Annotated in this window: 11 protein-coding genes and 1 pseudogene; all 12 read left to right on the top strand. The window is 38.5% G+C overall.

The features are described 5' to 3' along the window. The first annotated feature begins 435 nt into the window (after positions 1-435). The 12 genes and pseudogenes from SB775_RS07710 (at position 436) to SB775_RS07655 (ending at position 13,252) form a co-directional block, all read left to right on the top strand. Positions 436-756, top strand: coding sequence for a hypothetical protein (locus SB775_RS07710; protein WP_410861128.1), 321 nt, complete (start codon positions 436-438; stop codon positions 754-756). 296 nt (positions 757-1,052) lie between these two features. Next, positions 1,053-1,502 (top strand): hypothetical protein, encoded by a 450-nt coding sequence (locus SB775_RS07705; protein ID WP_410861127.1) that lies wholly within the window; start codon positions 1,053-1,055, stop codon positions 1,500-1,502. An 843-nt stretch (positions 1,503-2,345) separates the two neighbouring features. Beyond that, a pseudogene (locus SB775_RS07700) lies at positions 2,346-2,537 on the top strand (ArsR/SmtB family transcription factor); the annotation flags it as partial. 141 nt (positions 2,538-2,678) lie between these two features. Beyond that, the gene (locus SB775_RS07695; protein ID WP_410861143.1) at positions 2,679-3,071 is read left to right on the top strand and encodes an SRPBCC family protein; all 393 of its coding nucleotides are present in this window, start codon (positions 2,679-2,681) and stop codon (positions 3,069-3,071) included. A gap of 81 nt (positions 3,072-3,152) precedes the next feature. Then, positions 3,153-3,746 (top strand): YdeI/OmpD-associated family protein, encoded by a 594-nt coding sequence (locus SB775_RS07690; protein ID WP_089362248.1) that lies wholly within the window; start codon positions 3,153-3,155, stop codon positions 3,744-3,746. Between the two features lie 914 nt (positions 3,747-4,660). After that, positions 4,661-6,670, top strand: a complete 2,010-nt coding sequence (locus SB775_RS07685) for a transporter substrate-binding domain-containing protein (RefSeq protein ID WP_410861125.1) — start codon at positions 4,661-4,663, stop codon at positions 6,668-6,670. A 24-nt stretch (positions 6,671-6,694) separates the two neighbouring features. Next, positions 6,695-8,071, top strand: a complete 1,377-nt coding sequence (locus SB775_RS07680; RefSeq protein ID WP_317777504.1) for a sigma-54-dependent transcriptional regulator — start codon at positions 6,695-6,697, stop codon at positions 8,069-8,071. A gap of 162 nt (positions 8,072-8,233) precedes the next feature. Then, positions 8,234-9,238: a TAXI family TRAP transporter solute-binding subunit gene (locus SB775_RS07675; RefSeq protein ID WP_410861124.1), complete on the top strand. Its 1,005-nt coding sequence runs from the start codon at positions 8,234-8,236 to the stop codon at positions 9,236-9,238. A gap of 19 nt (positions 9,239-9,257) precedes the next feature. Next, entirely contained in the window at positions 9,258-10,358 is a 1,101-nt protein-coding gene (locus SB775_RS07670) for an ABC transporter substrate-binding protein (RefSeq protein ID WP_317777506.1), read from the top strand. Between the two features lie 19 nt (positions 10,359-10,377). Beyond that, positions 10,378-11,538, top strand: a complete 1,161-nt coding sequence (locus SB775_RS07665) for an ABC transporter ATP-binding protein (RefSeq protein ID WP_410861122.1) — start codon at positions 10,378-10,380, stop codon at positions 11,536-11,538. Next, a complete protein-coding gene (locus SB775_RS07660; RefSeq protein WP_061463230.1) occupies positions 11,502-12,446 on the top strand; it encodes an ABC transporter permease in 945 nt (314 codons plus the stop codon). Before SB775_RS07665 ends, SB775_RS07660 begins: the two co-directional genes overlap by 37 nt. After that, on the top strand, positions 12,446-13,252 hold the full coding sequence (locus tag SB775_RS07655) for an ABC transporter permease (protein WP_089362330.1): 807 nt from the start codon (positions 12,446-12,448) through the stop codon (positions 13,250-13,252). The genes SB775_RS07660 and SB775_RS07655 overlap by 1 nt, the downstream gene beginning before the upstream one ends. The last annotated feature ends 2 nt before the right edge of the window (positions 13,253-13,254 follow it).

Below are 13,254 nucleotides of genomic sequence, written 5' to 3'. Positions count from 1 at the left end.
AGCGAGCATCTGGAGGGGAAATCAACCACAACTCACTACCTGGTAAATAGCAACAAAGTATGTGAAAACAGCCTTTATTTAAAGGCAATCATTTAACAGTAAGTCTTTTAAACATCCCTTAAGAAAGACAGCCTTCATTTTCATGAGTAAATGGAGGCTGTTTTCGACTGAAATAAACATCCTTATTTCATGGATAATCATCTACACCAAAACTTGTAAACTTTGGAAAATAACCCCTCCACATGTTAATTCAAGGCGGATTCTTAAGAAAAAATCACCTTCCAATTTCATTTCTGGCAGCAGAACTCCTTTTTCCGGAAAGAAAGGGTTTATTTAGTCAGCAAGTAATCAAAATGTAATCGTTTGTCATTGGAATGCCCTTGATGTTAGGAGTTTATCCATATAAACTTTATATACAATTGAGGAGTGGTTAAGTTGAAAGAGATAACAATTGACAAATTAATTTTTAAAGATCATTTATCGATGATTGAACAATATTCATTGAAGGATTTCATGTTTAAGTGGCTTGGTAGCCCCGATGAGGGATTAGATGATCTACTTCCGCTAAAATACACAGATCAAGTTTTTGCAAAAATGGAAACGACATTGGAGACAAAAATAAAGATCCATGGAGATGAAACCTTCAGATATGTCACCATTACGGAAGATAATCAAATTGTAATAGGAGGCTTGGACACGAATCAAGAGTTAAAGTTTAGAATTGTGTCCCTGGATGAGCGTTTGAAAAGCTATTAAAACCTTTAGGCTTTTCAGACTGAATCATATTTTCAAATAAATAATTAAGGCCGTTCCTGTTTATTTAAGGAACGGTCTTTTTAAGGTGTTTTTATTTTTTTCACGTTAAGAGCAGCGTCAATACCATATAAGGTTGTTAACTGTACTCGAAAGTTAAGAAAACCCTTACCTTATGCCAGGTGATCGAGTAATTTTAAACTCCCGATTTTTGGATTAATTTAACAAAAAATAAACGATTATTGATTTTTCTTAGTGTATTATAAAGAAGTCGATTAAAACATTTGGGAGGAATTGAAATGAGCGAGACGTTGGCAAGTTCGATAAAAACGCTTTTGAAAGAAACGTTTGAGGGACCTGGAAATGAAGGAAGCTATTATACTGATTCAAAACCGAATACAGGGGTTTTCGGGACACTCGATGGTTTAACAGCAGAAGACGCTTCACGGTCCATAAACGGATCAACCATTGCTGCTCATTCTGACCACATACGGTATTATTTATGGGTGATCCGAACAATGATCAGTGGCACAGATTTTGAAAAAGATTGGGACGCAAGTTGGACCATTACTCATGTTGATGAGGTAAAATGGGCGGAAATCAGGGAGGGATTACAAAATGAATATGTAACTCTTTTCGCTGAAATCGAAACAATCGGTTTAGTAAAATGGCTGACAAATGTAAACGCGACCATTGCCCACTCGGCTTATCATCTTGGAGCGTTAAGGCAAATGTTAAAAAAGCCTTGAAATAAAAAAATAATTTAAGATATTGAGGGTTTGTAAAATGATTTCATCTTCAGGCATTCGCTTGCCGCGGACGGTCCGCCCGCGGCGCTCTTTGCGCCTGTGGGCGGGGTTCTCGTTTTTCCCGCACGAGTCTCGTACCTTTCGTAACCCACAGTCGCTTGCTTTGATGAGGCTTGGCAGCCAGTCGGAGGAAAGGGAGCGGATTCCTGAAAACAAACTGGAACTTTTTTAGGGTTTGTAAAATCTAATCGTTGATTCCATTATCATATACTTGAATGAAGTCATTATTATTTCAACTTACGTCGTCCAAAATCTCACGCCGTTATTCTTTTCCACTTCAATTCCTTCAGCCTATCGTTTGCTTATTTTTTCTACGTTCTTGCTCAGCCACATATGAAAACAGAATTTTTATAATTGGGCCTCTATTAATTTTCCAGCATTACCCACACCTCTAGATTTCCTACTATCAAATCGTGAAATCTCTTGATATAGAGGCCGGTTAAAATCTTTTCCACTTTGCTTATTAATGAAGATATATCGGTCTTCAATTCCAAGTTTTGATCTTTTGCTGAAACACGAGCATATCCAATTTTCAGAAAAAGGAAACTGACAATATTGGTCATCACTTGTGTCAAAAGGTTAATTTAACTAACAGGGAAATTTAGTTGTAAAAGGATTTAATAAGTTTGAAGCTTAATCTATTGAACAAATAATAAAGAAGGAACCTATAGACTTGATGATAGGAGAATAAAACGAATACCGTGATGGCAATAATAAAATTGACAGGACACCATTTGGTGTCATATAGTAAAGACACCAAATGGTGTCCAATTAAAAGGGGGGGTGATTTTGAACGAGAAAAATCAAGAGCGTGATATTTATGTAGGCATCGCTGATCCAACAAGACGCAAATTGCTACGTTTGTTGGCGGACGTGGAAGAATTGCCACTCAATGAGTTAACCGTTCATTTTGAAATGGGTCGTACTGCGGTTTCAAAGCATTTGGCAATCCTTAAAGAGGCTGGTCTTGTGATCAGCAGAAGGGTCGGCAGGGAAACACGTTATCGGCTGAATGCTGCCCCATTGAGAGAAATTGAGGATTGGGTATCGTTTTACAAAAAATTCTGGAGTGAAAGAATATTACTTTTAAACCAAATATTGGAGGGGGAACAAAAAATGAGTTTAACAGTATCACAAGATTTTAATTTTAAGAGCCCGATCGAGAAGGTATGGCTCGCCTTAACGGATGCAAATACGCTTTCTAAATGGGTAATGGCTAATGATTTAAAACCTGTCGTCGGACATAAATTTCAGTTTCGGAATGAACAGTGGAATTTAATTATCGATTCCGAAGTTCTTGAAGTGGAGGAGCCTTATAAGTTATCTTACACTTGGGTAGGTGGTGGAATAAACACTACAGTCACATGGACATTAAAGCACGAGGATGGAACAACCTATTTAAATCTTGAACAAACAGGATTCGAAAAAGAAGATCAAGCGTTCAATGGTGCGAAATATGGTTGGGCGAAAATGGGCGAACAACTTACAAAATTGTTAGAGGCAATGTAAGACCGAACCTCTGAACCTGTTTTTAGTATTTAGCTAACGTATAGGAAAAAGCAAACTGCTCGGAAAGAGAAGTGTTCCTTGATGACAAATAGTAGAATGAATCCTAAGGTTGATGAATTTTTAAGTAAAGCTAAAAAGTGGCAGGAAGAATATGAGATGTTGAGGAATATCGTTCTTGACTGTGAGCTGACCGAAGAATTTAAATGGATGCATCCTTGTTACACGTTTGAGAAAAAAAACATAGTTTTAATACATGGATTTAAAGAATATTGTGCGCTTTTGTTTCACAAAGGTGCCTTGTTAAAGGATACCCATGGAATTCTAATCCAACAAACGGAGAATGTACAGGGCGCGCGCCAGATTCGGTTCACCAATGTTCAAGAAATAGTTGCAATGGAAACCATCTTGAAAGCCTATATCCATGAAGCCATTGAAGTTGAAAAAGCCGGTTTGGAAGTGAATTTTAAAAGTAATACAGAATTCATAATTCCTGAAGAACTTCAAAATAAATTCGATGAAATCCCTGCCTTGAAAACTGCTTTTGAAGCATTGACCCCGGGACGGCAAAGAGCATACATTCTTTATTTTTCACAACCCAAACAATCCAAAACTCGAGTATCAAGGGTTGAAAAATATATGCAGCAAATTCTCGATGGAAAGGGATTAAAGGATTAGTATATTCGATGAGAAAATAAATTAATCAAGTCCTAAGATATTACCTTATTTAATTCGAACTCCTTTTTGGTCCGCAGGTAACCACTCAATAAAATAAGGGAAAAAACAAAAAGTGATCCGTAGAGTGAAAGCAAACTACCGTGTAACAGTTTTACGCATTCCACCTAACAAAAGAAAAATACTGCGCACAAAAGTGTGCCCTTTGGCTTTTGCTGAAAAGTACGCTTTTCTTGAACTAACGGGTGCTTTTCTAAGCAATGACCTTCAACAAAACCACCTAATAAAAATAATGTGTTATTCCATTATAGGGCGCTTATATGGAGTAACAAAAAAGCCCAATTTCTCAATTTTAATACTGAGAAATTGGGCTTTTAATTCTGGAATTTCTATTTAGGAGAATGGCTGACAAATGTAAATGTGATCATTGCCCACTTGGCTTATCATCTTGGAGCATTACGGCAAATGTTAATAAGTCTTTAAATAAAATACTTTAACATAATTTTGTCAATGTCTGGATGCTCCGAAGGGTCAAATTACAAACCATGATTTTAAAGAAAACTTGGTTATCCTTGATGTTTTTAAGATGAAACCCTCATTAGAATGCAGAAATTTGCGACACTCCTGCCGAATAACTGGCTAGAAGAGGCCCCACAGACGCTTGCTTTGATGAGGCAGACAGTCGGCGGAAAGGGAGCGGATTTCTGAAATTATCTGGATCTTTTTAGCAAACTGGCTCTTCTTCTACTTTACTTAGCTAGGTTAGGACAGGATAAAATTCAGAAACACACCATTTTGTAGGTAATTGTTGGATTGTGTCAGATTATACTAAGAATCTTTTACATTTTAAAGGGTTCAAGTCCTAATTGGAGAAGTATTATTATCAGGATGTTTTTTAGCCGAGGATTAGTGACTGCATGAATATCGACATAAAAGGAGGGTTCTTAATTAAAAAGCGGCTGTTTAAACTATGTATATTTTGTTTTGTATTCTTTGTTCAAACATTATGGTCTCCCGCTGTTTTTGCTGAACAAAGAACTTTTAAAATTGCTGAAGAAAGTGCCCTTCCTCCATTTTCATTTGAAAATGAAGCTGGTGAGCTGACAGGGATCAATATTGATTTAATGGAGGAAATAGCAAAATATAATGGGGTTGATTTCGAATATATTCCGATGGGGATGCAAGAAGCGGAAAAAGCCTTAATGAACGGAACAATTGATGCAATTGTTGGAAGTACCTATAATACTGAAAAAGATAATCAACTTGATTTCACTCAATCTTATTTTACCATGTCCCAATCAATTATCATCCCTAGTAAAAGGAAACAGGATATTCATACGTTAACGGATTTACGTGATTCACATGTTGTCCTTGACTATAACACACCTGTAATCAGTACATTTCTCAATATGAGGAATACTAACTTAACGACCGTTTCAAATCAATACTCGGGCATTTTAACATTATTGAACAATCGTGCAGATGTGTTCATTGGAAACAAATGGACGGCAGACTTCTATTTAAAAAAGTTCCGCCAGGAAAAGAATTACATCATACTCGATGAAGTCATTGAACCCGCGGATTATACGATTGCAGTAAAAAAAGGGAATCAAACGCTTCTTTTCATGATGGACAATACACTCACAGAACTTAAAGCGAACCGAAATATCAACGGGATAATTGATAAATGGATCATGCCACAGTCCAATCAAAAAATTGCCAGGTTGGAGCAATTCATATTTTGGCTAATCATAATCTTAACTGTAGTAGCCCTTATCCTTCTAGTTATTTACATATGGAATCAAAAGCTGAAAAAATCCGTTCATAACCAGACGTTGAAATTACATTTATTAAATAAGGATTTAGAGAAACAACGGCAAAACATCGCTAATGGCAAAGCGTTCAAAGAACAAATCTTAAACAATATCAATACTGGCATCATAACATTCGATCTCGATTTCATGATTACCAGCTGCAATGCAAAGGCATCGGAAATTCTAAACATTTCCAAGGAAATGATTCTGAATTTTTCGAATCATTCACAATTAATGGAAAATTTCGAAGCTTCCCATCAAGAACAAAATAAGAAAAATCGTACGGGTTCTTTTCGGATCTTGGTAATAAACGAAGAAAATGAACAGAAGGTCATTTCATATTCGATGCATAAGATGTTCAATTCTGAAGAAATACAAACTGGATACTTACTTTCCATGAATGACGAGACGGAAAAGAAAACATTGGAGAAAAAATTGGTCACACAAGAAAAACTGCACGCTCTTGGCCAACTAGTTGCAGGTGTCGCACATGAAATCAGGAATCCTTTAACATCGATTAAAGCATTCATTGATTTACTGCCGAGTAAATATGATAATCCTCAATTCCGACAAGTTCTAATGGAACACTTGCCTACTGAAGTAAACCGGCTGAATGCGATTGTTACCGATTTAATTGAATATGCTCGTCCGCGACCGCCAAATATTACAAATTGCCACGCTAATGACCTTATATCATTACTTGCTTTTCATAAGGTGACAATGGAAAAAAAACAAATAAATTTCGAGCAAACGATTGAGGAGGACCTTATTTTTTATATAGATTTACAACAAATTCAACAGGTACTTCTTAACTTGGTGTTGAATTCGATTCATGCCGTTGAAGAAACAAAGGAAAAGACCATTAAAATCACCATTGATAAAGAAAACGAAAAAACAGGGCGGATTGCCATATCCGATACAGGAAAGGGGATGAAACAGGAGGAACTGAACCATATTTTCGAGCCTTTTTTCACAAATAAAGAAAAGGGCGTCGGTTTGGGACTTACGTTATCGTATAGGTTAATTAAAGAAAATAACGGAGATATCCATGTGAAAAGTTATCCTAATTCAGGAACGAAATTCACCATTTTACTACCTTTATATATCGAATAAAAGCCTGGAATGAGGAGGAGTAATATGAAAATGCATGTATTGGTGATTGACGATGAACCTGCTATTTGCACCGCTCTTAGCTTTGCATTGGAAGATTCTTATCAAGTAGTGACAACTACGGACCCGGATGAGGGTCTTCGGAAGATCGACGATCAGCCTTTTGATATTGTGTTACTTGATTTGAGGATAGGAAATAAAAGTGGACTTGATGTCCTGCAGAAAATCAAACAAATAGCACCTAACGTAACAGTCATCATGATGACTGCCTATTCATCTATTGAAACTTCCATCGATGCCATAAAAAAAGGGGCCTACTACTATATTGAAAAGCCCATTAATATAGAAGAACTTTCTTTGCTCTTGATGAGGGCAGCCGAATTCAAACAGATGTCCAATAAATTGGAGACATTACACGAAGAATTAGAGATGCAAAAGGGATTTGGGAACTTCCTTGGTAATAGCAAAGCGATGCAGCGTATTTTTTCAATGATCGAAAGAGTGAAAGATATTGATTCAAGTGTTCTTATCACAGGTGAAAGTGGAACTGGAAAAGAGCTTGTAGCCCGAAACATCCATACTCTGGGAAGAAGGAAAAACAAACCCATGCAGATTGTCAATTGTGCTGCAATTCCTGAGATGCTGCTGGAATCTGAATTGTTCGGTTATGAAAAAGGCGCTTTTTCCGGTGCAACTCAGAGGAAGGAAGGGAAATTCGTTGCTGCTAATGAAGGCATCCTTTTTCTGGATGAGATTAGTGAAATGCCCCTTCCTCTTCAAGTCAAATTATTACGGGTGTTGCAGGAACGAGAGGTGACGCCTCTAGGTTCCAATACAAAAATATCCCTGGATGTCCGTATTATAAGTGCAGCCAATAAAAACCTGGAGCAAATGGTAATGGAAGGTAAGTTTAGGGAGGATTTGTATTTCAGGTTAAATGTCATTCCCATTTCGATGCCGCCGTTAAGGGATAGAAAAGAAGATTTACCCATCCTTATGGATTATTTTATAAAAAAGCACTCTACCGATATGAACCGGGAAGACAAGGCTTTCTCCGCAACCGCACGTCGGATTTTGCTGGATTATCATTACCCAGGGAATGTCCGTGAGCTTGGTAATATTATAGAATATGCTGTTGCCCTATCAAACTCGAAAAGAATGGAAGATACCGACTTGCCACAATATGTTCAAGAACAGAAGTTCATTCTCCAGCCGAATGGCATTGACGATGATTTTAACAGTTTCAGAATCCCGATTGGCATATCCATGAAAGAAATAGAGGAAAAAGTCATAACGGCCACTCTTCAATATTGTAAAAACCATCGGCAAAAAACAGCCCAAATCCTAAAGATTTCTGAAAGGAGCCTTCGTGATAAAATCAAGCTCATTTCAAAAGAAGAATAAAAGGCTAATAGTCTAAACCGGCATTTTTTTCTGGGTACCCGGCAAAAAATGCCGGTTTATGATGGTGAATCATGCTCTAAATCGGCAAACTTTGCGTTTTAGAGCAATTAATCGACTTGGCATAGTACTTGCATCTATTTTCATTAAGAAAGGAGGGCCACTATGAAAAATGGAGCACTCTTTATAAAAGTCGCTGTGTTATTTTGTTTCATGGCAGGATGTTCTTTTATGAATGAGCAGCAGGAAATTTCAAAACCTGCTACCTTGATCCAGAGGCAATTAGTTTCTGAAGGACAGGATTTAAAAAATAGACTCCTAATCATTGCAACCGGAGATATGTCAGGGGTTTATTATTCATTAGGACAAAGATTGTCAAACATGTTTGAAAAATATAATGGAGCTGTGTCAGGAACCCAGGTAACCCATGCTTCCATCGAAAATACTGAATTGGTTAGCCGCCATCGCGCAGAAATTGGTTTTACCTCAGTAGATGTACTTGATTTGCCTGAAACGGATAAATCCAAGTTAAGGGCTTTAACGGCCCTATATTCCAACTATGTTCAAATTGTTACAACGAAACAAAATGATATTGATTCCTTGGAAGATTTAGTTGGTAAACGCATTAATGTTGGTACGACTGGAAGCGGTACAAGGCTTATGGCAGAACGAATCCTATTAGAAACGGATTTACCGCTTGATCAATTGAATTTATCCTATCTATCTTTTTCTCAATCTGCAGAAGCCTTGCAAAATGGTACCATTGATGCCGCTTTCTTTTCTTCGGGAATTCCGAATAATGAAATCGCTTTCATATACGGGCAAACGGAACTCTCCTTCATTCCAATCCCGAAAGATATTATTGAACACCTTCAGGAACAATATGGTGTTTATACTGCCAATGAAATTCCTAGTGATACATATAAGGGAATGAAAAAAAGTGTCCAAACGATTTCTATTAAAAATGTTTTGGTAACCTATGATGAAATGTCTGACCAGCATGCTTACAATCTGGTGAAAACACTATATGAACATCTGCCTGAGCTGCAGCATACACATCCGGCCGCTTCTGATATTTCAATAGAGGAAGCAACCAAACAAGTTCCACTCGATTTTCATTCAGGAGCCATGAAATATTTTAGCGAACAAGGAATTATAGAAAATCAATGAAAAATGGGAGGTAATGAATATGAAGAAAATATTAAGTCTTTTATTGATAATCGCATTGATCGCTCTTGCAGGGTGTGGTAATCCAACTCCGCAAAAGCCAGGAGAATCGGTACAAACGGGTGCAGGTGAAAATGGAGAGAAAAAAATAACGATAGCAGGGAATGGCGGAGTCATCGAAAGTGCCATCCGAGATGTGATCGCTCCAAAGTTCAAAGAAAAAACGGGAATCACCGTAAATTACATTTCCGGTTTATCTGGTGAAATCCTTTCTAAAGTGGAATTACAGAAGAACGCTCCGCAAATAGATGTTGCCCTGTTTGTACCGGTTGATGTAATTCGCGCTAAGGAGAAGGAACTGATCGTACCAATTGATGAGTCAAATGTTCCCAATATGAAATCGGTGGATCCACGTTTCATTCCGGTTGAAAAGGCTGCCGCGCCAGCATTCGGTTTAGTCATTGCACCAGCTTATAATACGGAAACCTTTAAAAAGAAAGGGTTAAAATCAATTGAATCATGGAATGATCTTGTCTCACCTGATTACGAGGGTAAAACGGCATTTTCAGATATTACGAATGACTGGGGTTTCAATACACTTAATGGACTGGCGATGTCAAACGGCGGCAGTACGGAAGACATGGAACCAGGTCTTGAAAAGGCAAAAGATCTTGCAGCGTATTCCAATACATTTTATAAAAACTCAACGCAAATGATGCCAGCCATACAACAGGGAGCTGCTGACGTAACGGTCATGGGAAGTTATTCCATAGGTGAACTAGCCGTTTCAGGTATTCCCATCAAGATGGCCGTGCCTAAAGAAGGTGTACCACTTCAAGCTTTCAGCGCTGGTCTAGTGAAAAATACGCCTAATAGCAAAGAAGCCCTTGAATTCATCAACTATGTAATCAGTGAAGAAGCGCAAGCATTAATTTCCGAAAAAGGATTTTATCCGACGGTAGAAGGCATGAAAATTCCAGAGAAGTTCGAAGAGTCAATCGGACTTAAAGAAAGTGATAAAACATTCAAACCAGATTTCGCCAAGTTTGCCGAAATCCGTGCAGAGGTGTCAGATAGATGGGCGAAAGAGGTTACTCCTGAATTAGGCAAAAAACTCAAATAAAAAGGAGCGTGTTGATTACATGGAAGTATTAAAAAACGATGTGGAAATCAATGGGCAGCACCTGAAGGCAGTTCTGGCGGTTGGGTCAAATAAAAATGATGTAGAGATAAAAGGCGCTTTTAAACAATTTGGAGCGAATGTCGTCCTTAATGGTATCGATCTGGAGGTGAAACAAGGAGAGTTACTCACTCTTCTTGGGCCTTCGGGGTGCGGAAAATCCACGACCTTGAACCTCATTGCGGGGTTCCTTGATGCAGATCGGGGGGAGGTCCATATTAAGGGCAATAATGTTACGAAGGTTCCGCCTTATAAACGAGATTTAGGAATGGTTTTTCAAACTTATTCGCTTTTTCCTCATATGACAGTCTATGAAAATCTCAGTTTTGGCTTGAAATTACGCAAGGTCGGTAAAGCTGAGCAAAAAAAGAAGATAAGTAAAGCGCTTGAATTAGTGAAAATGTCAGGTTTGGAAAATCGTTATCCAAGGGAATTATCAGGAGGTCAGCGTCAGCGTGTTGCGATTTCCAGGGCACTTGTAGTGGAACCGGAGCTCCTATTGCTTGACGAACCGCTTTCAAACCTTGATGCAAAGTTGCGCCATGAACTAAGGGCCGAAATAAAGCGTTTACAAAAGGAAATTGGCGTAACGACCATTTTTGTGACCCATGATCAAGAAGAAGCTCTTTCCATGTCAGATCGAGTCGTGGTCATGAATGCAGGGAAAATTGAACAAATCAGTACCCCAACTGAGATTTACAATCATCCCAAGACAGAATTCGTCTTTCAATTCATCGGAAAATCGAATTGTTTTGAAGGGAAAGTGTCTGCCGTGGACAAGCGGAAAGTATCAGTCAAGATCGGTTCTGATATTACTCATGTCGACGCAGATAATATCATGGGAAATGATAGTGATTTGAAAACCGGAGATGAGGTGAAGATTTATATTAGACCAGAAAAACTGCGCATCCTTTCTATTGATGAAACTTCCTTATCTCCTTTAGATTACCATCGTGCCAGGATTAGCCAAATTAACTATCTTGGTACCTCATGGGAAATCAATGTTCTATTACAGGGGAAAAGTATTCAAGTATTGACTTCTGCTTTCGATTCATCATGGCAAAATGGAAGTGAGGTGTTGATTGGATGGAGCCCATCAGAAGTTATGCTAGTCAAGAAATAGAACAGGAAACGAATCCTATTGAGCCGCAAAAGGAACCTAAATTCAAGAAAAGGAAGGTCTGGCTGCCTGGATTACTCCTTTTAACGCCGATTCTGCTATTCATATTTGGTTTCTTCGTCATACCGATGTTATACATTTTATATTTAAGCTTCATATCCACTGATAATCTTGGAGCTGCTGATGCAGTATATAGCCTAAAAAACTATACACAAATCTTTTCCGATAGCTACTATTTATCTTCTTTATGGCTGACTGTCAAAATCAGTTTATATTCGGTCCTGGTTGCTTTATTTCTTGGATATCCTGTAGCTTTGACGATGGCGAAAAGCTCGGCGCGGATCAGAGGGTATATCACGCTCTTGATCGTATCACCGCTTTTGGTAAGTATAGTCGTCCGTAATTTTGGCTGGTACCTCTTGCTATTGCCTAACGGAACGATTAATCAAACCTTGATGGCCCTTGGCATAATAGATGCACCATTGAAACTATTGTTTTCGGAAATCGGAGTTGTGATTGGCCTTTCCAATGCTTATCTTCCTTTCATGATCTTATCCATAGTTGCAAGTCTTTATAATATTGATCCTTCTCTGGATAAGGCAGGAGCGATACTTGGGGCAAGCCCATTCAGAAGGTTCTTTTCCATTACATTGCCGTTAAGTATCCCTGGTATCGTATCTGGCTGCATTCTCGTATTCAGTTTGTCAATGAGTGCTTATGTTACGCCTGCATTAATGGGGGGAGCCAATGTGCCCGTGATGCCTGTTGTCATCTATGATCAAATAAATAATTTGCTACATTGGACATTCGGATCTGCTCTTTCTTATATTCTATTAGCAACCACTGTCATATCAGTAGCTGTCTTTACCAGAGCGTTTGAAAAAGGGAAATTCAAGGAGGTATTCCGATGATGAAAACGTTTGGAGGCCTTCGGATTGCCGTAGCCGTGTTGGCCATTATCTATATCTTGATACCGCTCATTGTCGTTATTCCCGCTTCTTTTACAAGTGCCAATTATCCAAGTTTTCCGGCTGAAGGCTTCTCGCTGAAATGGTATGCCAAAATCTTGGAGCGACCTGAATTTTTGGAAGCATTTTTGAATAGTGCGAAGTTCGCAGCATTAGCTGCCCTTTTCTCCGTCATATTCGGAACTTTGGGAGCCCTTGGCATCGCAAAGTATGATATACCAGGAAAATCGTATATTACGGCCCTATTAACTTCTCCATTAAGTGTGCCGCAATTAGTCTTAGGGATTGCACTTTTAATGTACTTTACACCAATGATGCTTGCCGGTACATCTACAGGATTTTTAATTGCCCATATCGTCATTTGCATACCATATGTTATGCGGCTCGTATTAACCGGTTTAAGTGGATTTGATTATAATCTCGAACGGGCCGCGGCCATACTTGGAGCGAATCCACTAACAGTATTCATGAAAGTGACACTGCCGCTAATTGGATCCGCGGCCATCTCAGGGGGATTATTCGCATTTTTGACATCATTTGATAATGTAACGGTCTCGCTCTTTATGGTATCACCTGAGATGAGAACGCTGCCGATCGAGATTTTCTCGCAAATGCAGGATGCCTACAATCCAATCGTTGCATCCGTGTCAAGCGTGGTTATTTTCATATCAGTCCTTCTAATCGTCATACTTGAAAAAATTCAGGGTGTTGGAAAAGTTTTTGGTGGTTCCCATCATACAAACGGTTAATA

The organism is Peribacillus sp. SIMBA_075 (genome assembly GCF_046534585.1).
The sequence above is the reverse complement of the archived record's forward strand: the minus strand, read 5'-3'. Positions and strand labels throughout refer to the sequence as shown.